This window comes from Fictibacillus enclensis (genome assembly GCF_030123385.1).
Taxonomy (GTDB): Bacteria; Bacillota; Bacilli; order Bacillales; family Fictibacillaceae; genus Fictibacillus_C; species Fictibacillus_C enclensis.
In genome coordinates this window covers 4,492,335-4,515,507 of sequence record NZ_CP126109.1, presented here as the reverse complement: position 1 = coordinate 4,515,507, position 23,173 = coordinate 4,492,335, and the positions used below count along the sequence as shown (strand labels likewise).

Sequence of the window (23,173 nt, the reverse complement as noted above, 5' to 3'; positions counted from 1 at the left end):
GAAATTGGAAAAGGATGACATGGTCACCCTTTTCACTGATCTCAATCGGTTTACTGTTGTTTATATTGTGGCTCTTCTTGTTCAATTTCTTGCAGACGCGGACTTAAAGAATCCACGATTGTCTGGGCTTGTTGGGCGCAGTTTTGAAACAATTGCTTTGCCTGCTGGTTTTCAGTATCAAGAGCAAAAGTCTCAAGACTTGCCTGAGCACTTTTTAATCCTGCCAGGGTTGTTTTTAAATTGCTTGCGACTGTCATTTGGTTTCCTCCTATATCATATTTTAAGTCAAGTCGGCTGAGTCCCCTATGTTCTTCAATTCGTGAGGGACTTGGTTTCTTGTCCAGAGTCATCAGAACGATTTTATTTTTATTTAATAGAAGCTACAATATACAGGAAAATACAGGAAGGCCTAAGATGATGGGGAGATAGCGAAGTAACAACCACCTTAAATGATCAAAATAATATAGTTCAGATATGAACAAAGAATTTTAAAATGTAGCTTGAAACAAATATGAATAGGATTTTCCCAATTATTCCTTCGGTTGGAGTTGGTGTTGCTGCGTATCAAATGATGAGTGGTAATAATGTGGAAAGTGAAAAACATCTGCGTATCTAATGGTCTGCTTTGTAAACGATTACAGGTTACCGGATGTTTGATCCTGTTGCTGCATGCCGGTTCCCAGTCTCATCATGTTTGAGGCGAACTGGTATTTGAACACACATCAACCCTATAGCAAATAGTTAAGAACACAACTGGTTATCACCTCAATACGCAAATTGCCTGAGAATTACTTTTTAAAACGGATAACACCACTTCCTCAGGTAATTAAAAAAGGAGAGCACCACCCTCCATCGGAAATAGAAGGTTGGCATCCTCCATGAATTTATTTATTGAGGTATATTATTGTTATTGTTTGGCATCTGCTGGTTATTTGACAGGTTCTCCTAGGCAAAGAGTAAAGATCATTTTATATAATATCCAAAGGTGTTTTTCTTGTTGGTTTTGGAAATACCTCGTCAAGTCTGTTCAGATCTTCTATGGTCAATTGAATCGTAGCAGCTTGAGCATTGGCTAAAACATGTTCTTCCTTAACCGCTTTTGGGATAGCAATTACGTTGTTCGAACGAATGGTCCACGCAAGAGCAATTTGTAATGGTTGCATATTGTATTTTTCCGCAATCTCAATGATGGTTGGATCGCTTAGTAATTGTCTTCTTAAGCTTCCTCCCTGGGCCAGGGGACTATAGGCCATAATTGGCATGTTATGTTCATGATGCCAGGGTAGGAGATCATAATCAATTCCTCTAGAACCTAGATGATATAACACTTGATTTGTCACACATTTTTTTCCGTTAGGGGTATTCCACAACTCAATCATATCTTCCGTATCAAAATTAGAAACTCCCCATCTTGCAATTTTACCATCCTTGCGCAGTTTCTCCATTCCTTCAATCGTTTCCGCCAAAGGAACACGGCCTCTCCAGTGTAAAAGATACAAATCAAGATAATCTGTTCCTAATCGTTTTAGACTATTTTCACATGCGCTTTCAATCAAATCTAACCCGGAATGATGAGGATATACTTTCGATACTAAAAAAACTTTATCTCTACGCCCCTTGATTACCTCACCAACCAAACGTTCGGAATCGCCATTTCCGTACATTTCAGCCGTATCGATTAGCTTCATGCCTAGTTCTATTCCAAGTTGCAAAGCTTTGATTTCTTTGTTTTTCGATTGAGGATTTTCACCCATGTACCATGTTCCTTGACCAATACTTGGAAGAAAGGTTCCATCAGCTAAAGTTACGATACGTTTTTCAAGTGAATGCTTCATTCTCAATATTTTTTCATGGTCATGTAAACTCAATTTCATCATTCCTTTCAAAGCTCACCTTGTTTTTCTTGAACGAAAATTCCTTTATTACCATTTATTGAAAAACTGGATTATAATTTTTCAAAAAAAATGTGGCTATACATTGTTGTAGTATAGCCACAAAAATAACATATTAATGCTCACTTACACCAAATGAGCTCCGCCATCAATAAGAAGAGCAGTACCGGTTGTAAAACCATTTTTCACTAAGTACACGTAGGCCTCTGCAATGTCTTCAGGCTGTGCCACGCGATTAACAGGTAGCTGCTGTGCAATGTTGCTGTATAAATTTTGTCTTTGCTCGTCAGGCATCCCTCCGTAGAGTGGGGTGTCTACGATACCAGGTGAAACAACATTTACCCGTATAGGGGCCAGGTCTACTGAAAGCCCTCTAACCAATCCATCGATCGCTGAATTGATCGAAGCAAGTGTAGTTGCCCCCTGTGGCGGACGGATTCCATAAACACCAGAGGTCAATGTGATAGAACTGGTATCATTTAAGTACGGAATAGCAGCACGAACGGTTGAGTATTGCCCCCAAAACTTACTATCAAACGCTTCTCTAACATCCGCAACAGGTAAGTCACTAAAATGACCCATTGCACCTTCACCTGCCGTAACGACAAGGTGATCAAAATTCCCTACCATTTTAAAAAAGTCAGCTAGTTTTTCTTCACTGCGAAAATCAATATTGTATCCTTCCACATTACCACCGAGTACATTCTTTGCCTCCGATAGTTTTGCCTCAGAACGACTTGCAATAATGACTTGAGCAGATTCATCAAGAAATGCCTTTGCTGTGGATAATCCGATACCAGAAGTACCTCCTATTACGACTACACGTTTTCCTTTTAATGACATTGTATGAACCCTCCTTGAAAAATTCTTTTTAGGTTGTATCTGAAAACAATATTACATACTACTTTTGGTGAAAATAATATAAACCAACGCTACATTATTTTATTTTGCTAATAGTTTTAGCGCTTCACGATTGAATGCCGGGATATCATCTGGAAAACGGCTAGTCACAATTTTATTGCTTACCACAACTTCTTCATCTTTGTAGTTAGCCCCTGCATTTTTTAAATCATTACGAATAGATTTGAAACCAGTTATGTCGACGCCTTTTAACAGGTCTGTATCGATCAATACTTGTGGTCCATGGCAAATGGCAAAAACAGGTTTGCCTTCTTGGATAAATTCTTTTGCGAATTGACCAAAGCGGTCATCTTCACGAAGTAAATCAGGGGAGAAACCACCTGGAATAAGCAAAGCATCAAAGTCTGCAGGATTAACCTCATCAATGGCTTTATCAATTTTTACGGTTGCGCCTTTTTTACCAGTGACTTCATTTCCTGCATGTTTATCAATTGTAATTACTTGATGACCAGCTTCTTTGAATGCTTCTGCAGGTTCTGTAAATTCAACATCCTCAAATAAATTGGTGATAAGTGTAGCAATTTTTTTGTCCAATCTAAAAACCCTCCTTGTAATCGCAAAAACTTTCTCACAAAAACTGCTTATAATTAATGGAAGAGGTGGGCTCGAAATTTACTTCCGAACCACTCTCTATCCAACTAAAATGTAACTAACGTAATGCTTTAACAAGGGCTTTTCCAAATTCTTTAGCCCCTTGTGGACCATCGCCAGTAATAATATCATCGTATGCAACAACATGTTGTTCAACATAGTTAACGTCAACAGCTATCAATTCGTTCTTTTGAACGTCTACTGGATAGCAAGTTGCTTCTCTTCCAGAAAGCAAACCAGTTTTAGCAACTGTAACAGCCCCTGCACAAATTCCTGTTACAAGAACTTTCTCATTGTAAGCTTGCTTCAAAAAGTCTTGTAATTTTTGATTTCCCCATAGATGATCATTTGTACCAGATCCTCCAATGACCGAAACAACATCAAATTCTGTGGGCGATACGTCCGAAAAGATAACAGAAGCAGTTGCTTTTCCATCATAGTCACCAGTAATTTCACCTGCCACGGTGCTGGCAATGGTTACTTCGACTCCTGCATTTTCAAGTTCTTCTTTTGGTTTGAATAACTCATCTTCATTAAAACGTTCTGGCGGTATAATTAAGAGTGCTTTTTTACTCATTATTTTTTTCTCCTCAAAAAGAAAAAGATTTGTTGATAACACTTTTTCTTATATTGTATTTTTACTTGTGGTTGTTAACCATTTCAGTGAGCTGTGCAAGTTCTAGTGGATTGCGAAAAGCATCAGCTGAAGAACTTCCAACGCACAATCGGTGAAAGGTTTAGAAATGAGAACGGTATATCAAATTTTGTATGCTCAGATATAGATTTATCCCTTTTTCAAAAAGTCTGTATTACATATGCTTTGAAATTATTTCTGTCAAAGCTTCTTTTGGATTGAACCCGATAACCTTATCTACAGCCACTCCGTCTTTGAAAAGAATCAACGTTGGAATGCTCATGACTCCAAATTTTCCTGCTGTTTCGGCGTTTTCATCTACATTAAGCTTGATAATTCTAACGTTGTCACCCATTTCACCATCGATTTCCTCCAATACAGGTGCAATCATTTTACAAGGACCACACCATGGTGCCCAAAAATCGACTAAAACTAATCCCTCTTTCATTTCAGTGCTAAATGTTTGATCTGTTACGTGTGAGATAGCCATTATGATATCCTCCTATTCATTCTTATAATTTTAATGAAAGTATTTTTTTTGCTTACAAAAAATACAATATTACCCCCCTTTTTTAATGTAATTAAAAAAGTTACAGTTTGCTTAGTTTGCAGTTGATGGTCTGGTAAATGTCCCTAACAAACTAATCTATTTTAAAAGCCACTTTCCAAATTGATTGCTTCCTGTTCAAAAGGAATTACTGTAATTTTAATGTTTACAGTTTGTGAAGTCAAGAAAAATTAACTTGATATTCTCAAATTCCATCCTTAATGGGTATACACCGATGAAAAGTTCTCATCTTATTTTCATTTTTCACCTGAAGCAGATTTTTGATGCCGAATCCATGAGCAAAGAAGTAGAAGCCGATAACTCCATTTATTTAGTCACTTTTATTTAATCCATTAATTTACAGTTGACCCCATAAACTGTAATGATTAAATTTACAGTATAGCTAGAGGAAACGAGCTTAAATATTGTATCACATGCGCTTAATGAATTTTATAGATGAGACTCGGACGTGGAAAAACATTTTCAAAGGAGGAAGGAAAACGATGATTGAAGTATTCGTTACAGTTAATTTTTTAGATAGAAATTATCAAACCAATGTTATTGTAAATAAAGAAATGACATGGAAAAAAATTAAAAAAATAGCAGAACAACAAGTCAAAAAACAATGGGATCTTTAAATGTATAACTGCCTATACAAGGCATCGAATTGCTTTTTCATTAGAAAAAGTGGTGACAGCGGTTTCCATTATTGCTTGACAAGCTAAACTGTAATATTTAATATTACATTATATTATAATTATTAAAAGGTGAAAAGGTAACTGTATATTAAAGGGCTTTTTTATTTGTTAGGGGGTAGGGCCATGAATAGTGATTTTACGCTTGCCATTCATAGTTTAACGTTTCTTGCATTGCAGCTGGACCGGATGTCAACAAGTGATGCTATCTCAGAGAGTGCCGGTGTCCACCCGGTACGCATTCGTAAAGTGTTAAGCTTGTTAAAAAAACATGGATTTATAAAATCAAAAGAAGGAACCGGCGGCGGATTTATTTTTACTCTAGACCTTAGTGAAGTTAATCTTTGGGATATATATATGATAACCTCTGAAGGTGCTCTGCAGCCTAAGTGTCCTGATTCAAATGAAAATTGTATTGTGGGCGCGAATATGAAAAGAGTATTATTTACAATTTTCTTAGGTGCGGAAGAACATTTGGGTGAATTTTTAAAGAACTATACAATTAAAGAAGTTGTCGATCTTGTAAATCAAGAAAAAAATAGCGGCTGTGACTAATGGCCGTAGACTTCTTTTTATTAAATGTAATAAAAAACATTACAGATTTATCTAGGTGATATATACCCGATGACTGTAGCTTAAAAAGAGGTTCTTTCTTGATCCATAAAAAAAATAACTTAAGAAGGTGAAAATGGATGTTGACGAATGGTAATTCCGTTTTGAAAACAGGTGATTGGATTAAGGGAACATTAGGGGATGGGGAATTAATAATTGGTTATATTAAGTCACAGAGTATGCTGGAGGAGTTGTTAAAGTAACGGTTGCTACGAGTGACAATCGTAAAATGCTTGGCAAAACAATTCCGACTTTAAGTAAAAATGTTAGGAAACTGCCACTTTCTAAGGCGGTAAACAAGGAACAAATTCTATTATAGATTTTTTAAATTAAATTTTACCGGGTTTGGAAACTTTCATTTTTTTTCGTGAAAAATTTGCGATTACACAATATATTTTTTGAGGAGTGTTAAACATGGCTAATATGAAAGTAAATGTGAACGCTGTTTGGAATGACGGAGTAAAAGGGAATGGAAAGCTTAGTGCAAACTTCCTTGAAACAAAAATTGCTATACCTGCATCCATAGGAGGAAGCGGGGATGGAGCAAATCCAAAAGAGGTACTTGTTTCATCTGTGACAACTTGTTATACAGCAACTCTTGTGTTTGTGCTCGAAAGTAGAAAGTTACCTGTAGTGGAGCTTACGGTGGATTCTGAGGCTAACATTGCTGATAATGAGTTTAAAATTACGCATTATCCACATATTGTTTTATCTTCTGATGCAACTCAAGAACAGATCGAATCAGCACAAAGAGCTGCAGAAGCGGCAGATAAGGGATGCGAAGTGGGAAATCTATTGAAAAAAGCAGATGTTAAAATTGAGGTTCAACCCAAAGTTTCCTCTAAGTAAAGTATTGACCTGAATATTTAAATAATTTGTTAGCGTAGAGGGGCAGGCAAAAAGGGAGCTTTGGATTCGAATTAGGGATGCCGGGTTTTTAACTTGATCAATTACCTTCTGATCAACCTTTGGGGGTCTTCCGCTAACTTGCAGCAGAGCTAATACTAAAGAAGTAAATTCGTGTCCCAGAGGAATACCGGCAAAAGTTACTCCAGTGTCTTCGCCAACACGATTTACACTAAAGCTAGGGGTTCTCGGTAATTCCGTTTGTACTACTGTAATTTTTGGTGACATGGTTTTTCAGTTACATTCCAACCACCATTGGTTCGGTCCTCTTTTATTTGTTTAGGCATGAAAACAGATGGGTGACATTGAATCCCGAGAATTGGTTGATGCTGTACTTAATTTTAGTTGCTTTGTATGAAATCCACTCAACAATCAGGGACTTTTATCCTGATTGGAATGGCAGGTCCTCAAAATCTTATAAAGGATGTGGCATCGAGCCACCAATTAACCCGTTTATTTCCTGCATAATTTGGGGATAACATATATAACCCTTTTACTTGCTTGCCCCCCATGACAAGCAAGACCCCCTAGTGAGCCTGGAGGATGACAGACCTTCAGGCTTTTTTTATGGCTGTGAACCTCTATTAGTAGTGAATTTGTCCGATGTAATTTACATTTACTTCTTTTATTTGAAACCTGTTCCATAAGGTGTGTTATAATTCTAAATAAGAACAAAATGTTATTTTTATCGAACGTGATAAAGGTAGATGGGGGACAATTATGGCCATTTTAATCACTGGCGGTTCAGGTTTTATCGGCAGTCATACCTGTATCGAGCTATTGAATGCGGGATATGAGATTGTTGTATTGGATAACTTATCAAACAGCCACATTGAATCATTAGAACAGGTCCGTGAGATAACAGGAAAGTCTTTTGTTTTTGAACAAGTGGATTTATTAGATAAAAATGAAGTAATGAGAGTATTTTCGGATCATTCGATTGAAGCAGTTATTCATTTTGCTGGCCTAAAAGCGGTTGGTGAATCCGTATCTAAACCGCTTTTCTACTATTATAATAATGTAGCCGGAACGTTGGTGCTTTGTGAAGTCATGCAGCAATTTGGCGTAAAAAATCTGGTTTTCAGTTCATCAGCCACAGTTTATGGTCTGACAGATCAGGTCCCGATCTCCGAAGGAGCACCTCTCGATGCCACCAATCCGTACGGACGCACAAAGTTAATGATTGAGGAGATTCTTCGAGATCTTTGTGTGTCTGATAGAGAATGGAGCATTTCATTGCTGCGTTATTTTAACCCCATCGGTGCTCATGAAAGTGGGAAAATCGGAGAAGATCCCAATGGAATACCCAATAATTTAATTCCGTATATTACTCAAGTTGCCGTTGGAAAACTGCCTAAGCTCCAAGTTTTCGGCGATAACTATGAGACAGTGGACGGTACGGGCGTGAGAGACTACATCCATGTCGTGGATCTGGCGAAAGGCCACTTAAAAGCTTTGGCTAAAGTCTTAAACAGTAAAGGTATTGAAGCTTACAATCTGGGGACCGGTAATGGCTATAGTGTCCTTCAAGTTCTGCACGCCTTTGAACAAGTGGTTGGCGTAAAAATCCCATTTGATGTTACAGATCGTCGGCCGGGAGATGTGGCGATCAGTTATGCAGACCCATCAAAGGCCCAAAGTGAATTGGGATGGAAGGCAGAGAAAGATATACATGAGATGTGCCGTGATGCATGGAATTGGCAGAAGAACAATGTAAATGGTTTCAGGGGTAAGGTGTTACAATAATAATCTTTTTAAGACTAAAATCGATATATTATGACCTTGGTTTAAGCCAAGGTTTTTCAATAGGAAAGACTTGTCCAGCAAAAAATAAGGACAGTCTTTCCTTCTATATTAAAGTGTAGCTGATTGTATAAAGTCAGGCATGGTGGGAATGCGGATATAATGTCCGCCTCGACTGTACCCGTCCCATTTTATTCTCTCCCTATTTTGCGGTTACTCCACCGTCAACCGGCAGTTCAATTCCGGTAATATGGCCCGTTTCGTCTGAAGCCAGGAATAAAACGGCCGTCGCAACTTCCTTCGCGGTTCCCAAGTTTGGTAAAGTGATTTGCGATAAAAAGTGCTGTACGGCACACATTTGGAAATAACATCGCGCTTAAATTGCCCATCACATATATCGTGGATGATATCTTTCCGCATACTCAGCAAAAGATATTAAAAGAAATTCTTTTATCCGATGTTCAGCCCAAATAAGGTGATTGATTTTGAACAAAACAACCCGTACAAAAAGAGGACCTGGTTGCCCATGAGGCATATCAGGTTATTTTTTTATTAGACAATTTATTAAATTTGTCTTGCAATTCTGACAATAATAGGTATACTAAATGTAACCGATTACATTTTACACACAGCAGAAATCATTTCAGGAGTATAGGGGATGCACCAATGGTAAAGATGAGCGATGTGGCAGAGAAGGCGAATGTTTCAAAAGCAACGGTTTCACGGGTTCTGAGAAGTCCGGAAACCGTGAAAAAGGCAACGCGGGATAAGGTGCTGGCGATCATTGAGCAGTTGAATTACCAGCCGAACATTTTGGCGCGGCATTTCAGGCGAAGTGAAACGAATACGATTCTTGTCGTGATCCCGAACATCATGAATACGGTGTTCTCCCATATTCTTGGCGGAATTGAACATGAAGCCGGGAAGCATGGATACCGTGTAATTCTCGCCAATACGAACAAGCAGGTGGAAAAGGAGTATGAGTATCTTGACCATTTGAGACAGCGCCAGGCGGACGGCATGATTTTGCTGTCAGCCCGGATGGATAAAGGCGTCTTATCAGAAGTGATGAAACAGTATCCGGTTGTTCTCACTGCAGACTATCTCGAAGGCATTCCCATTCCGACGGTGACCATTGATAATGTAAGCAGCGGCCGGACAGCAACCGAGCATCTGATCAAGCTCGGCCATTCCCGAATCGCTCATATTACCGGTCCGCTTCATCTGCTGGTCAGTCAGGACCGCCTGAAAGGGTACCGTCAGGCGCTATTGCAAAATGACCTGGATGTTGACAACATCCTGATCCAGGAGGGCGATTTTTCCCATGAATCAGGGTACAACCAGATGACCAAGCTGCTGGCGCTGGAACATCCGCCAACTGCGGTGTTTTCGGCCAATGATGAAATGGCGACAGGCATCATCAAGGCGGCGAAGGATCATGGTCTCTCAGTTCCTGAAGATCTAGCGGTTGTGGGATTTGATAACGTCAAGCTCTCCGCCATTTATGACCCGGGCATTACGACCATCGCCCAGCCGATGTTTGAAATGGGAAGCAAAGCAATGGAGCTGCTGCTTCAGCAGATTAACGGGGATGAAACGAGCAAGAAACAATACGTGCTTCAAAATGAGCTTGTGATCCGGGAGTCCTGCGGAGCAAATCAGAAAAAACTCGGTTAGTCATGTAATGGGTTACATTTTACAGACTTAAGAACCCCTTTACTTTAGGGGGTTAGCAACAATGAAAAATGAAACCGATTACATTTTAAAATATGCTCTATATAAAAAAGGAGAGGTTGTTTATGTCCAAACGCATACCTGTTGCGCTGCAGATGTTCACGCTGCGCAATGAAACAGAGAAAGATTTCACAGGAACGCTGAAAAAAGTAGCGGAAATCGGCTATGAAGGCGTAGAGTTTGCTGGATATGGCGGGCTGGAGGCTACTGAATTAAAGAAGGTGCTCGATGATCTTGGATTAAAAGCTGCATCCAGCCATGTGCCATTGACGACATTGGAATCTGAACTGAGCTCTGTTATTGAGTATCAGCATGCGATTGGCAACAAGCACATTGTATGTCCGTTCCTGCCGCCAGAGCGAAGAAGCGAACAGGATTACCGTGAACTCGTTTCCATTTTGAATTCTGTTGGTGAAACCTGTTACAAGGAAGGCTTGTCCTTCGCGTACCATAACCATGATTTTGAACTTCAGCCGCTGTCTGATGGGCGAAAGCCGCTTGAACTGCTGCTTGAGGAAACCAATCATGACTGGGTAAAGGCAGAGTTTGATGTGTACTGGCTGACCAAAGCGGGAGAAGATCCTGTGAAGTGGCTTGAAAAGTATCAGGGACGCACACCGCTCGTTCACTTGAAGGACATGACGACAGACGGTGAGAAATTCTTTGCGGAGCTTGGCACCGGCGGCGTGGATCTGTCCGCGATTTTAAATAAAGGAGAAGCTTCCCAGGTGGACTGGTGGGTTGTCGAACAGGACCAAAGCCGCCGCTCACCGCTTGAAAGCATCGAAATCAGTTTTCAATACCTCACCAAGAACTACATAACGGCTTAAATCTATTTAAAAACAAGAAAAGAGGGGATTGCTGTGAAAAGAGTAGTGTTGATGTTAAGCCTTGTGGCAGCACTGTTGTTATCAGCATGTGGGTTAAATGGCGGTGGATCGAAGGAATCATCTGCCGATGGTTCAGGCTCCAAAGGGAAAAAGACGCTGGAATTGTGGCAGATTGATCCGGGTGAAAAGGAAAAGGTGTATAAGGAAGCGGTCGCACGCTTTGAGAAAAAGCATCCAGATGTAAAGGTGAAATTCCTTACGATTCCGAACGACGCTTACAAGCAAAAGCTTTCTGTTGCGATGTCCGGAAACCGTGCGCCTGACGTGTTTACAAGCTGGGGCGGCGGCTGGCTCAAAAACTTTGTGGACCAGGATAAGGTGCTTGATATTACAGCTGATACAGACAAAGAGCATTTCAACAAATTGGCGCTCGACAATTCAACGTATGACAACAAAGTATACGGATTGCCGCTGGGCTTATCCGTCGACGTGATCTTTTACAACAAAGAAATCTTCAAGAAATACGGGTTAACCCCTCCGAAAACCTATGATGAGTGGCTGAAAGTCATCGATACACTGAATAAGAATGACATTATTCCTCTTGCCTTGGCTAACAAGACGAAATGGCCAGGTGCTTATTATTTCATGAACTTCGCGAGCCGTGTTGGCGGAACGGACTTGTTTGACAGTGCGTTACACCGTACGGGCAAAACCTTTGATGATCCTGCTTATGTGAAGGCAGGAGAGCTGATACAGGAAATGGTGAAGAAAAAAGCCTTTAACTCTGGCTTTAACGGCATCCCGTATGATGAAGGTCAAAGTCGCCAGCTTATGTATTCCGGCAAGGCGGCTATGATGGATATGAGTCTTGCATTTGTAAACAACATGAAAGAAGAAGCGCCTGATTTTGCGAGCAAGCTTGATTTCTTCATCTTCCCGACCGTTAAAGGCGGCAAAGGTGACCAAACAAATCTTGGCGCATCGGCAAGTCCGGTTTGGTCTGTAGCGAAAAACAGCAAAAACCAGAAGCTGGCCACTGAGCTTGCCAAAGAGATGACTAGTACGGAAACTGCAAAAGCCTATGTGGAGCGTACAGGATCCTTAACTTCAGTGGATGGCGTGGCTCCGAAAGATGAAATGGGCAAACGCTTCTATGAAGCTGTAAGTAATGCGACACACCTTCAAATGCCTTACGATCAGACCCTTCCTCCAGAGCTTGCGGAGCTTCATAAAGACACTACACAAGCGGTGTTCGGTCTGGACATGACACCGCAAGAAGCAGCGAAAAAGATGGAACAAAAAGCGAAGCAAGACCTGAAGAAAGAGTAAATGACGGAGGATCAAAGGGGCGGGCAGCCCCTTTGATTCTTTCCTTCATAAAACGTGAGGAGGGATGACGTGGAAACGCAATTAAAAGGAGTACGCACGGCAACACCCGCGGCGCAAGCAGCTACACGGCCAAAGAGAAAGTCATTGAACAAATTCATAACGATCAGCTTATTTTTGGCCCCGGCCATCATTGTTTATATCCTTTATGTGCTCTACCCGATCTTCACGACGCTGCTCTACAGCTTTTACAAGTGGGACGGGGTCGGCGCTGGTGAGTATGTGGGTTTGCAGAACTATATTAACCTGCTGAGTGATAACGTGTTTTGGACGTCGCTTACGAACAATACGTGGGTAATCCTGACATCGATTTTTGTGCAGATTCCGCTCGGGCTGATCATGGCACTGATGCTCCTGGCACCGATTCGCGGCATCCGGTTGTTCAGTGGAATTTATTTTTTTCCATTCTTGATTTCAACCGTTGCAGTCGGTTTGTTATGGGTACTGATGCTTGATCCGCTGAACGGAATCATCAATCAGATTGTGAGTGTGTTCGGCTTTGAAAATGTGGAATGGCTGAGCCAGAGCAACACGGCCATGTTTGCGGTCTTGCTCGTAATTGTCTGGCAGTTTTCCCCGTTTTACATGATTCTCTTTAAGGCAGCGATCGTCGGAATTCCGGAAGAGCTGTACGAAGCGGCGGAAATCGACGGGGCGAGCGCGTTCACGAAGTTCTTCCGTATCACCTTGCCGCTTTTGATGCCAACGATTGTGAGCTCATCCATCCTCGCGATTGTCGGATCTCTGAAGGCGTTTGATATTTTCTACGTCATGACCGGCGGCGGGCCGAACCATGGTACGGAGCTTCTCGGAACGTACATGTTCAAGCAGGCGTTCGTGAACTTTAACATGGGCTATGCCAGCGCCATCGCGTTTGTCATGTTCTTCCTGGCCATGATTGTGACCATCATTATTCAGGCGCTTGATTATTACCGGAAAAAGAAAGGAGCCTATGTATGAATGTAGCGATTAAAAAAGTCCCTTTGTATGTGATTGCCCTTATTCTGCTGGTGTTCACAGGCTATCCCTTTCTTTACATGATTTCCACCAGCTTAAAAAGCCGGACGCAGTTCTTTGAAAAGCCGTATTCCCTTTTTTCATCCTTTACGTTGGAAAACTTCAAAAGTGTGTTTGAAATGGGACTTTCCCGTTATTTTTTCAACAGTATTCTTGTATCAGTCATTGCGGTGTTTGCCGTTATGCTGATTGCAGCGCTTGCCAGCTATCCGCTGAGCCGGATGAAGTTCAAACTGAACCGTGTGGTGTTCCTGCTGTTTATCGCGGGAATGATGCTTCCGATCCATGCAACCCTCATCCCGGTTTTCAAGCTTTCCCAAAGCATGGGATTGTATGACACCGTTTGGGCGCTGCTTGGGCCGTATATCGCATTCAGTTTGCCGATTTCGATCTTTATTTTGACGCAGTTCATGCAGGAAATTCCGGCGTCACTGGAGGAAGCCGCAAAGATTGATGGCTGCAGCCATTTCGGCATTTTCTGGCGTGTCATTCTGCCGATGCTGACTCCGGCGTTGATGACCGTTTTAATTTATAACTTTATCCATCTATGGAACGAATTTATTTTTGCTCTCGTGCTCATTTCAAGTCCTGAAAATATGACCCTGCCGCTAGGATTGCAGGATTTTAAAGGCGAATTTTCCGTCAACATTCCGGGCTTAATGGCCGCACTGACCCTCGCCAGCCTGCCGATTCTTGTGGTCTATATTTTCTCGCAGGAAAAAGTGGTCAAGGGACTTGCCGGCGGAGCAGTAAAAGAGTAATAGACAGGAGAGAGATACCATGAAAAAGATTAACATTGGACTGATTGGCTGCGGTGTGATCAGTGATATTTATTTGAAAAACTGCAGCAGTTACGATCATCTGGAAGTAGTGGCTGTATCCGATCTGGATCAGAAGCGGGCAGAAGAAAAGGCCCAGCAGTACAACATTCCGTCTGTTCTTTCAGTGGATGAACTGATCCATCATGAAGATATTGGCATTGTGCTGAACCTGACACCTCCGGGCGGTCATTATGCGCTTTGCCTGCAAGCGCTGAATGCGGGTAAGCATGTGTATGTGGAAAAGCCGCTTTCGGTTTCTGTTCCGGAAGCTCAGGAACTGATTGATACGGCAAAAGAAAAGGGACTGTTGATCGGTGCTGCGCCGGATACGTTCCTTGGAGCAGGACTGCAAACATGCCGTGCCTTGATTGAGGACGGAGCCATCGGCCAGCCGGTTGCGGCGACGGCTTTCATGATGTCACGGGGACCGGAGCAATGGCATCCGAGCCCGGCGTTCTTTTACCAGGCGGGCGGCGGACCGATGTATGATATGGGCCCCTACTATCTGACCGCCTTTATTTCACTGCTCGGACCGGTAAAACGCGTAACCGCTTTAGCGGGCATGCCGTTTCTGGAACGTACGATTATGTCAGGAGAAGATGCGGGCAAGAAAATCCCTGTTCATACACCGACACATATTTCAGGTAATGTGGAGTTTGAAAGCGGAGCCATTGGCACGATTATCACAAGCTTTGACGTGCAGGCGAGCCGGCTTCCTTTTATCGAGATTTATGGAACGGAGGGAACGATCTCCGTTCCGGATCCAAACACATTCGGCGGTCCTGTCGTGTTGAAGCAAAAGGGATCTGACGAGTGGGTGGAGCAGGAGCTTGTGTCTGAAACAGTGGAAAATTCAAGAGGAATCGGAATCGCTGATATGGCAGATGCGATCTTGGAAAAACGGCCGCACCGAGCTTCAGGTGAACAAGCGTTTCATGTGCTGGAGATCATGCACGGATTCCACGAGGCGGCGTCACTTGGCAAGCATTATGACATGCAGAGCACTTACAACCGCCCTGCAGGTGTAAACGAAACATTAGTATCAGGAGGGAACTAATAAATGAACACATTGCGAGTTGGAGTTATTGGCTGCGGCAGTATCGCGAGAAAGCGCCACCTGCCAGAATATGAAGCGAATGAACAGGTGGAAATTGTAGCAGTTTGCGATCTTCTCCCGGAACGGGTGCAGGAAACTGCTGAGCAGTATGGAGCTGCCAGCTATACCGATTATGAAGAGCTTTTGAAAAATCCGGATATTGATGCAGTCAGCGTATGTCTGCCTAACTACCTGCATGCTCCTGTAACGATTGCGGCACTAAATGCTGGCAAGCACGTGCTTTGTGAGAAGCCGATGGCTACATCGAAGGAAGAAGCAGAAGCGATGAACAAGGCGGCTCAGGAAAGCGGCAAAACATTGATGATCGCTCATAACCAGCGTTTTGTGGCTTCCCATCAGAAGGCCAAGCAGCTGATCGATAATGGTGACCTTGGCAAAATCTACAGCTTCCGCACCACGTTCGGCCATCCCGGACCGGAGCAGTGGAGCATCGACGGCCGCAACAGCTGGTTCTTTGACAAAGAAAGAGCCTTTATCGGCGCGATGGGTGACCTTGGCGTACATAAAACCGACCTCATGCGCTACCTGCTCGGTGAGATCACCGAAGTCGGCTCGTTCATCGATACAAGCGCGAAGGAAAACACCGAAGTGGATGATAACGCGGTCTGCATTTTAAAGACCGAAAAAGGCGTTATTGGCACCCTGGCTGCAAGCTGGTCCTATGTTTCAGGCGGAGACAACTCAACCATCATTTACGGTGAGAAAGGCATTCTCCGTCTGGAAGATGATCCGAATTATTCCCTCGTCGCTCAATACAAAACCGGAGAAACCGTCAACTACGAGCTGGAGAGAATCCAGTCCAATGATAAAGGCGGACAAACAAAGTCCCATGTCATCGACCACTTCACAGACGCTGTCCTGAATGGAAAAACTCCGCTTATCACGGGAGAAGAAGGCATGAAGTCATTGGATGTGATCCTCGCTGCGATTGAGTCGAACGAGACCAAGCAGATTGTGAAGGTTGGGGTGAGTGAGGGGAAAGCTCTTACTCATCAATAGAGTATTCATGATAAAGAGATGACCTCGGTATTGTTCCGGGGTCGTCTTTGTTTTTGGGGGGAGAAGCTGATGTTATAATGGATCACAAAGTGGATGGAGGGGAAGCAGATGTCTTATGAAGTTGTACATACCAACGTATTTTCTTTAGAAGAAGGTGGAGGAAATCCATGTCCCGTTGTGTTAAATGCCGATGATTTAACAACAGAGGAAATGCAAAGGATGACAAAGGACTTTGCTCATGAAACAGCTTTCGTGTTAGAACCAACTCGTCCAGATTGTGATGTAAAGTTTCGTTTTTTTGTTCCATTACATGAGATGGAAATGTGTATCCATGCGACAATTGGAAGCACCACCGTTCTTGTAAAACGGGGATTGATCAAACACTCACCGCTTCAGGTGGAGACCTTGTTAGGGCCTGTTAAAGTGGAATGGGAAGTAAGAGGATCGGATGTAGACGTTACTGTTGAACAATTCTCCCCGGAATTTAAGGACGAAAACCCTTCAAAGGAAGACGTATGCAAAGCATTAGGTATTGGAATGGATGACATTCATGACTTTCCTGTTCAATCTGTTTCTGCGTCTCGTTATAAATTAATCATTCCATTAAAAAGCGTTGAAACACTTAATCGTCTTACACCCGTTTATGAATACCTTTGGAAATTATGTGATGAATATCATACGACTGGATTTTACCCTTTTGCGATTGAACAAAACAACGGGCAGAGTGTCCAAGCTCGTCAATTTCCCAAAAGAGCCGGGTATAACGAAGATCCGGCAACAGGTGTAGCTGCGTGTGCATTAGGTGCCTATTTAACCGAACATAACGTGTTTTCATCATTATCGGAGGGGTGGAACAGTTATCGAGTGATCCAGGGAGTCGCTATGGACCGGCCAAGTATGATTGTTGCTGAAACATGTAGTAAAGAAAATAAAGTAATCCGCACTCGAATTAAAGGAAACGCACTAGAAACACGTTAAGTGTTTTAGTGCGCGAGATTTTATAGGGTGTATTGAAAGGCTTTCACTACAATGCCATCGTCAAGCGGAGAAAAGTCGAGCTGGGGTAACCGCTTGAAACCCATTCGCTCATAAAGCTTAACGGCACTCTTCATAAAATCTGCCGTATGGAGACCGACCGCAGGATAGCCTTTGGCCTTGGTTCTAACAAGGCATTCTTCAACGAGCGCTTTTCCAATCCCCCGCTTCCGGAACGAAGGGTCCACCACTAGCATTCTTATTTCTGGAAAAGTTGAAATCCCAGTCAGTCCATCATAGGCATCGGTTTCTGGAGGGAATACTACGATACTTCCAGCAATCTCCCCGCCCCATTCTGCGACCAAATACTCTGCTTCTTCCTCCGTGCTGACATCAGCAGAAATGGCCTTTAATAATACCTGCAAATGCGCTTCAGGTACATCTTGTTCATACTGTGAATAAGCGTTAATTCTTTGTTTCTGAAGGAAATCATATTCCGACTCCTTCGCCGCTCGAACGACTAACATGTACAACCCTCCTGAGAATAGTGTAGGTACATCTTACAATAGTTTAGAAGGTGGTTAAATAAATAATAACTTCAAATTGACTTTTATCGGTTTATTTACGATATTTCCACTATTTTTTCTCGCAGCGTCCTTTATATAGAGAGTTGTTGTACAGCAAACTAAATTTATGAATGTTGCTCAAGATAGTCTATCAATTGGGTATTTATTATATTTTAATTAGTATCATCTTTGTTTTTTCTAAAATATAGATTTCAAGGACAATTGATATTTTTGGCTTAATGATGCAGTAAAAACAAAAAGGTGCGACTAAAAAGGCCGCCCCCACTATCAATCACCCAAGATTCTATTAATTTTCTTCATTGCACGATGTATTTGTTCCTCTTTTAAATGGCGGGATGCTTGTAAAGGGACAAGAACTCTAAACACTTTTGAAAGCTTTGCATGAAGCCCTGCAGGAGGATCCTTATCAAAAGCTGCATCTTTTATGAGGTGTTCATATTTAGATATAACATCCCCTGTAGCAAAATCATCATCCCGACGAAAGGGTTTGTTACTTTGCAAGTTTGCTAGGGTTTGTTTCAGCAATACTTTATTATTCTCGATTACTCCAACAATGGTATTTTGGGTAATAACCCGTAAAGCGTGCACTTGATCCTTCAATACTTGCGTTTCCGCATTTTCCTTTTGCACGTACAGGTAAATGTTCACTCCGAGCGAGAGAACAAACAGTACAGCAAATAGAATGACATACTTTTTCAAATGGGTTCACGTCCTCAAATGGGTATATGGAAACAATATCCTTCTGAATCATATATCATAATTATGCTTATGCCTATGAGTTTAAATTAACAATTATATCCATTTTTTATACTTGCTTCAAGGTCGAATGTAGTCGGTGGGATGATGCAGGTCGTTGCGTCATCCTTTTCCTTTTTGAAAATGACTTGTTTGGTGAAGTTGGCAAAACGGTGAGTAACGTCCTCATTTTGGTGAGTAAACGATGAAAAACGGTGAGTAAACCAGGATTTTCCGTGAGTAATCACCATCAAAACGTGAGTAAAGCCGCAAAAGCAACCTTCCCCTCCATAAGAAAAACTGCTAACGTGTAAGCAAGCCAATCACTACTGTAGAAGGAGGACGTTTATTGAACCTGCAGACTCAAAATCGCTCCCCGCTTATTTCCCTTTATGAAAGTAAGCACAACGAAAAAGACGTGGTCCAGCCCCATCACCATCAAAACCACCAGATTCTCTACATCCTGGATGGGGAAGGGATCTGCATGTTAGATGGCGTGGAAAATACACTTAAAAAAGATTGTTTTATGATTATTCCGCCCGGGGTGGAGCACTCCATCCATTCTCACTCGAAAACGAGTGTGCTTGTTCTGGAATTTGATTCAAGCACGCTGGGTGAGGACATTCAGCAGGAGGTCATTCCTCATGTTTTTCAAAAAGCGTGCGTGCTGCGGCTGAATACGTTCGACAGCAGTGATGTCCGGCAGCTCCTCCGGAAAAAACTGTATGAACAATCCCACCGTGATCTTTTTTGGCAAATGGCACTCAAGAACTCGTTGAGCGAGATGCTTATCATCATTTCACGCTCCTACACACAGGAGGCGGCGGACCTTAATTCGCTAAGAGTGGAGCAGCTGAAGCGGTACATCGAAACCCGTTACTTTGATATCCGCAGTGCGGAGGAATTGGCGAACCGGATCGGCATCAGCAAACGTTACCTTCAACAGATCTTCAAAGAATACTACAGCATGACTCCTCTTCAGTATTTAACCGAAGTCCGCATAGGGCGGGTAAAGAAAGAGCTGCTTGAAACAGAAAAGGATATTGTATCGATCTGTTTTGAGATCGGCTTTGAATCGTTATCTACGTTTTACCGGCTGTTTAAAAAAATGGTCGGTGTCTCTCCAAATGTCTACCGAACGACGTACAAATCAAAATGAGTTCCGAAATTGAGAATTTCATTCGCTATCTAGTAAGACAGGATGAGCTTATGCCTTTAAACTGACGTTAAATCAATGAGGAGGTTAGAGCCATGACGACTCATAATGCAGGTGTCATTTTAAACGGCGTAACAGGAAGAATGGGAACCCGGCAGCACTTGATCCGTTCCATTCTGGCCATTCGTGAACAAGGCGGTGTGCAGCTGAACAACGGTGATGTGGTGATGCCGGATCCGATATTGGTCGGGCGAAATGAAAAGAAGCTGGCAGCTCTGGCCGAAGCTCATTCGCTCAGCCGATGGACAACTGATCTGTCCGAAGCGCTGCAAGACGAGTACAACGTGATCTATTTTGATTCCCAAACAACCGACCGTCGGCAGGAGGCGATTAAACAGGCGATTGCTGCCGGAAAGCATATCTATTGTGAAAAGCCGACAGCCACCTCAATGGAAGGTTCCCTGGAGCTTGCTAGAATGGCAGAGGAGGCTGGTGTCAAAAACGGTGTCGTGCAGGATAAATTATTCCTTCCAGGCATTATGAAGCTCAAACGCCTGCTGGATGCCAACTTTTTTGGTGAGATTCTATCGGTCCGCATGGAGTTTGGCTACTGGGTGTTTGAGGGGGACTGGCAAGAATGCCAGCGTCCATCCTGGAACTATAAGAAGGAGCTGGGCGGAGGCATTATCGTGGATATGTTCCCTCACTGGCGCTATGTGCTGGATGACCTGTTTGGCGGGATAAAAGCCTTGTCGGCTGTGACTTCGACACACATTGGGACCCGGGTGGATGAAGAGGGAAATACATATAATGCCACAGCAGATGATGCAGCATATGCCACCTTTGAGCTGGAAAACGGTGTAATTGCGAGCGTTAATTCTTCCTGGGCTGTAAGAGTCAACCGGGATGACCTTCTCACCATACAAGTGGACGGAACCGAAGGAAGTGCAGTGGCAGGGCTTCGCCAGTGCAAAACACAGCACCGGATTAACACGCCAAAACCGGTATGGAACCCGGACCTTGAAAATACCATCGATTTTCAAAGCCAGTGGAGCGAAGTCCCAGATAACCAGATTTTTGACAACGCTTTCAAGGTGCAGTGGGAGTTATTTTTTAAACATGTCTATCAGGATGATCCGTTTCCTTGGGATTTGCTCGAGGGAGCAAAAGGAACGCAGCTTGCCGATCTCGGACTGCAATCAGCCAAAGAACGCCGCTGGCTTGATGTGCCGGAATTGACCACAGCAGGGAGGGTGAAGGATGAGCACTATATATCTTCCAGTTCCTGATGGCACCGCGTTTCACTATCATCTTGAGAACAAGGAACCACTTGCAAAATCAAAATCAACGGCTGCCCCGTTTCGTTCAAGAACTGCATATGCCGCAGCCCATGTGGTCGCCAATCCTTTCTCGCAGAGTAAAAGGGATGTTATCGATTGGGAGCTGACCCTGCATTATCGGCGCCATTTATGGTCACTTGGCTTGTCGGTGGCAGAAGCGATGGACACCGCGCAGCGCGGCATGGGCCTTCAATGGGAGGACGCAAAGGAACTTATCACCCGCTCTGTGAACGAGGCCAAGGCAGTTGGCGGAGGGATTGCCTGTGGCGCCGGGACCGATCATCTTCGTGATGATGAACAATTTTCGCTCGCCGCGATTTGTGAAGCCTACGAGGAGCAGGTTGCTCATATAGAACAGGCCGGAAGCCAGGTGATCCTTATGGCCAGCCGCGCGCTGGCTGCCTCTGCCCGGTCCCCTGAAGACTATGAGTTGGTATACGGAAGAATCCTGAAACAAGTTTCAAAGCCGGTCATTCTTCACTGGCTCGGAGATATGTTTGATCCGAAGCTTGCCGGCTACTGGGGATCCAACGACCTGGATGAAGCAATGGAAAACTGTCTGGCGATCATCCGAAAATATGAAAACAAGATCGACGGGATCAAAATCTCATTGCTTGATGACCAAAAAGAAATCAAAATGCGCCGGTTGCTGCCAGCTACGGTGAAAATGTATACCGGTGATGATTTTAATTATCCATCTCTGATCGAGGGAGACGAAGTTGGCTATAGTCATGCCTTGCTGGGCATTTTTGACGGGATTGCGTCTGTTGCTTCCTCCGCTCTGGGAGATCTGGACAATGGAAACCTGGCGGACTACCGGAAGAAGATGAATGTGACCGTTCCCCTTTCCCGACATATTTTCCAAGCACCGACGTACTGTTACAAGACGGGCATTGTGTTTCTGGCGTATCTCAATGGGCATCAGCCTCATTTCCGAATGGTAGCTGGCGCGGAAAGTACGCGTTCCATCCTGCATCTCTCTCAATTGTTCCAGCTCGCTGACCAGGCGAACGTGCTCGCTGATCCTGAGCTCGCCATAAAACGAATGAAGCCTTTGCTTCAACTGGCCGGTGTTCATCAGATGGAGGCCGTCAAATGAGAGGCGCTGTGGATGTGAAAAGGCTCAGCTTAAACCAGATCACAACGGAAAACTGGTCGCTGCCCGAGGCGATTGAAGGGTGTCTTAGACAAGAGATTGAAACGATTTCAATTTGGCGGCATAAAATCGCCGATATCGGATTGAAGGAGAGCAGCCGGTTGATACGGGAATCCGGCCTGAATGTGTCCAGTGTATGCCGGGGTGGAATGTTTCCTGCCCTGTCAGCTTCAGAGCGTAACGAACGGATTGAAGACAACAAGCGCGCGGTAGAAGAAGCGGCAGAGCTCGGGACAGAGGTGCTTGTGCTTGTTTGCGGTCCTTCTCCTCATAAAGATCTAACAGAAAGCCGCAAATGGGTGCAGGAGGGAATCGAAGCGATCCTGCCGTTTGCCCAGCAGCATGGAGTGAAGCTTGGCATTGAGCCTCTGCATCCGATGTTTGCGGCGGACCGATCGGTGATTACCACACTTGCTGAAGCAAACGACCTGAAAAATAGAATGGGATCAGATCAGGTTGGCGTGATCGTGGATGTGTTTCACATATGGTGGGATCCCTATTTGTACGAAGAAATCGACCGTGCCAACGGGAGCATTTTTGGATTTCATGTTTCTGACTGGAAGGTGCCGATCACCGATCTGTTAATGGGCCGTTCATTGATGGGAGAAGGAGTCATTGATATCCCGCGAATCCGGAATGCAGTCGAACAAAATGGCTACCACGGGCCGATTGAGGTTGAAATTATGAACAAGGAACTGTGGGAGATACCTGGCGATGATAACCTGGCGTTGATCAAAAAGGCATTTGCTCAGCATGTCTAATTCTTCAACAAATTATAG

At 43.4% G+C, this 23,173-nt stretch carries 24 protein-coding genes and 2 pseudogenes; 16 read left to right on the top strand and 10 right to left on the bottom strand.

The annotated features are described in order from the left end of the window. Positions 1-50: 50 nt before the first annotated feature. From QNH15_RS23360 to trxA, 6 genes are all read right to left on the bottom strand, one after another. On the bottom strand, positions 51-257 hold the full coding sequence (locus QNH15_RS23360) for a DUF1657 domain-containing protein (protein ID WP_283890923.1): 207 nt from the start codon (positions 255-257) through the stop codon (positions 51-53). Between the two features lie 711 nt (positions 258-968). Then, on the bottom strand, positions 969-1,877 hold the full coding sequence (locus QNH15_RS23355) for an aldo/keto reductase (RefSeq protein WP_430667184.1): 909 nt from the start codon (positions 1,875-1,877) through the stop codon (positions 969-971). A 141-nt stretch (positions 1,878-2,018) separates the two neighbouring features. After that, a complete protein-coding gene (locus QNH15_RS23350; RefSeq protein ID WP_283890922.1) occupies positions 2,019-2,735 on the bottom strand; it encodes an SDR family oxidoreductase in 717 nt (238 codons plus the stop codon). Positions 2,736-2,834: 99 nt separating this feature from the next. Beyond that, on the bottom strand, positions 2,835-3,347 hold the full coding sequence (gene yraA / locus QNH15_RS23345) for a cysteine protease YraA (protein WP_062237301.1): 513 nt from the start codon (positions 3,345-3,347) through the stop codon (positions 2,835-2,837). 115 nt (positions 3,348-3,462) lie between these two features. Beyond that, a complete protein-coding gene (locus tag QNH15_RS23340; RefSeq protein ID WP_283890920.1) occupies positions 3,463-3,981 on the bottom strand; it encodes a DJ-1/PfpI family protein in 519 nt (172 codons plus the stop codon). 232 nt (positions 3,982-4,213) lie between these two features. Then, positions 4,214-4,528: a thioredoxin gene (gene trxA, locus QNH15_RS23335; RefSeq protein ID WP_283890919.1), complete on the bottom strand. Its 315-nt coding sequence runs from the start codon at positions 4,526-4,528 to the stop codon at positions 4,214-4,216. A 560-nt stretch (positions 4,529-5,088) separates the two neighbouring features. Between trxA and QNH15_RS23330 the strand changes: the two genes are divergently transcribed. The 3 genes from QNH15_RS23330 (at position 5,089) to QNH15_RS23320 (ending at position 6,741) form a co-directional block, all read left to right on the top strand. Continuing rightward, positions 5,089-5,223, top strand: a complete 135-nt coding sequence (locus tag QNH15_RS23330; RefSeq protein ID WP_129479365.1) for a BA3454 family stress response protein — start codon at positions 5,089-5,091, stop codon at positions 5,221-5,223. A 183-nt stretch (positions 5,224-5,406) separates the two neighbouring features. Next, entirely contained in the window at positions 5,407-5,835 is a 429-nt protein-coding gene (locus tag QNH15_RS23325) for an RrF2 family transcriptional regulator (RefSeq protein ID WP_283890914.1), read from the top strand. 471 nt (positions 5,836-6,306) lie between these two features. Beyond that, on the top strand, positions 6,307-6,741 hold the full coding sequence (locus QNH15_RS23320) for an OsmC family protein (RefSeq protein WP_283890913.1): 435 nt from the start codon (positions 6,307-6,309) through the stop codon (positions 6,739-6,741). A gap of 87 nt (positions 6,742-6,828) precedes the next feature. Here QNH15_RS23320 and QNH15_RS23315 read toward each other — a convergent pair. Then, positions 6,829-7,029, bottom strand: a pseudogene (locus tag QNH15_RS23315) (alkyl hydroperoxide reductase subunit F); the annotation flags it as partial. 489 nt (positions 7,030-7,518) lie between these two features. Between QNH15_RS23315 and galE the strand changes: the two are divergent. Further along, the gene (gene galE / locus QNH15_RS23310) at positions 7,519-8,544 is read left to right on the top strand and encodes a UDP-glucose 4-epimerase GalE (protein ID WP_283890912.1); all 1,026 of its coding nucleotides are present in this window, start codon (positions 7,519-7,521) and stop codon (positions 8,542-8,544) included. A 199-nt stretch (positions 8,545-8,743) separates the two neighbouring features. Here the strand turns inward: galE and QNH15_RS23305 are convergent. After that, positions 8,744-8,887 (bottom strand): annotated as a pseudogene (locus tag QNH15_RS23305) (SDR family oxidoreductase); the annotation flags it as partial. Between the two features lie 320 nt (positions 8,888-9,207). Between QNH15_RS23305 and QNH15_RS23300 the strand changes: the two are divergent. From QNH15_RS23300 to QNH15_RS23265, 8 genes are all read left to right on the top strand, one after another. Further along, complete coding sequence (locus QNH15_RS23300) at positions 9,208-10,218, top strand: LacI family DNA-binding transcriptional regulator (RefSeq protein ID WP_283890911.1); 1,011 nt, start codon at positions 9,208-9,210, stop codon at positions 10,216-10,218. 122 nt (positions 10,219-10,340) lie between these two features. Beyond that, on the top strand, positions 10,341-11,105 hold the full coding sequence (locus QNH15_RS23295) for a sugar phosphate isomerase/epimerase family protein (protein WP_283890909.1): 765 nt from the start codon (positions 10,341-10,343) through the stop codon (positions 11,103-11,105). 33 nt (positions 11,106-11,138) lie between these two features. Then, on the top strand, positions 11,139-12,434 hold the full coding sequence (locus QNH15_RS23290) for an extracellular solute-binding protein (RefSeq protein ID WP_283890908.1): 1,296 nt from the start codon (positions 11,139-11,141) through the stop codon (positions 12,432-12,434). 69 nt (positions 12,435-12,503) lie between these two features. After that, positions 12,504-13,451 carry a carbohydrate ABC transporter permease gene (locus QNH15_RS23285; protein ID WP_283890907.1) on the top strand — a complete coding sequence of 316 codons (948 nt, stop codon included), beginning with the start codon at positions 12,504-12,506 and terminating at the stop codon, positions 13,449-13,451. Then, on the top strand, positions 13,448-14,269 hold the full coding sequence (locus tag QNH15_RS23280) for a carbohydrate ABC transporter permease (RefSeq protein ID WP_061975352.1): 822 nt from the start codon (positions 13,448-13,450) through the stop codon (positions 14,267-14,269). Before QNH15_RS23285 ends, QNH15_RS23280 begins: the two co-directional genes overlap by 4 nt. A gap of 19 nt (positions 14,270-14,288) precedes the next feature. Next, complete coding sequence (locus tag QNH15_RS23275) at positions 14,289-15,386, top strand: Gfo/Idh/MocA family protein (protein ID WP_283890905.1); 1,098 nt, start codon at positions 14,289-14,291, stop codon at positions 15,384-15,386. 3 nt (positions 15,387-15,389) lie between these two features. Beyond that, positions 15,390-16,445: a Gfo/Idh/MocA family protein gene (locus tag QNH15_RS23270; protein WP_283890903.1), complete on the top strand. Its 1,056-nt coding sequence runs from the start codon at positions 15,390-15,392 to the stop codon at positions 16,443-16,445. A gap of 108 nt (positions 16,446-16,553) precedes the next feature. Continuing rightward, positions 16,554-17,423, top strand: a complete 870-nt coding sequence (locus QNH15_RS23265; RefSeq protein WP_283890902.1) for a PhzF family phenazine biosynthesis protein — start codon at positions 16,554-16,556, stop codon at positions 17,421-17,423. 20 nt (positions 17,424-17,443) lie between these two features. On the opposite strand, the gene QNH15_RS23260 is transcribed toward QNH15_RS23265, so the two are convergent. After that, the gene (locus QNH15_RS23260; protein WP_283890901.1) at positions 17,444-17,947 is read right to left on the bottom strand and encodes a GNAT family N-acetyltransferase; all 504 of its coding nucleotides are present in this window, start codon (positions 17,945-17,947) and stop codon (positions 17,444-17,446) included. A gap of 327 nt (positions 17,948-18,274) precedes the next feature. After that, entirely contained in the window at positions 18,275-18,706 is a 432-nt protein-coding gene (locus QNH15_RS23255) for a hypothetical protein (protein ID WP_283890900.1), read from the bottom strand. A 385-nt stretch (positions 18,707-19,091) separates the two neighbouring features. On the opposite strand from QNH15_RS23255, the gene QNH15_RS23250 reads away from it, so the two are divergent. From QNH15_RS23250 to QNH15_RS23235, 4 genes are all read left to right on the top strand, one after another. After that, positions 19,092-19,901 (top strand): AraC family transcriptional regulator, encoded by an 810-nt coding sequence (locus tag QNH15_RS23250; RefSeq protein WP_283890899.1) that lies wholly within the window; start codon positions 19,092-19,094, stop codon positions 19,899-19,901. 92 nt (positions 19,902-19,993) lie between these two features. After that, positions 19,994-21,187: a Gfo/Idh/MocA family protein gene (locus QNH15_RS23245; protein ID WP_283890897.1), complete on the top strand. Its 1,194-nt coding sequence runs from the start codon at positions 19,994-19,996 to the stop codon at positions 21,185-21,187. Next, entirely contained in the window at positions 21,159-22,337 is a 1,179-nt protein-coding gene (locus QNH15_RS23240; RefSeq protein WP_283890895.1) for a dihydrodipicolinate synthase family protein, read from the top strand. The genes QNH15_RS23245 and QNH15_RS23240 overlap by 29 nt, the downstream gene beginning before the upstream one ends. Beyond that, positions 22,334-23,155, top strand: a complete 822-nt coding sequence (locus tag QNH15_RS23235) for a sugar phosphate isomerase/epimerase family protein (RefSeq protein WP_283890893.1) — start codon at positions 22,334-22,336, stop codon at positions 23,153-23,155. The genes QNH15_RS23240 and QNH15_RS23235 overlap by 4 nt, the downstream gene beginning before the upstream one ends. The last annotated feature ends 18 nt before the right edge of the window (positions 23,156-23,173 follow it).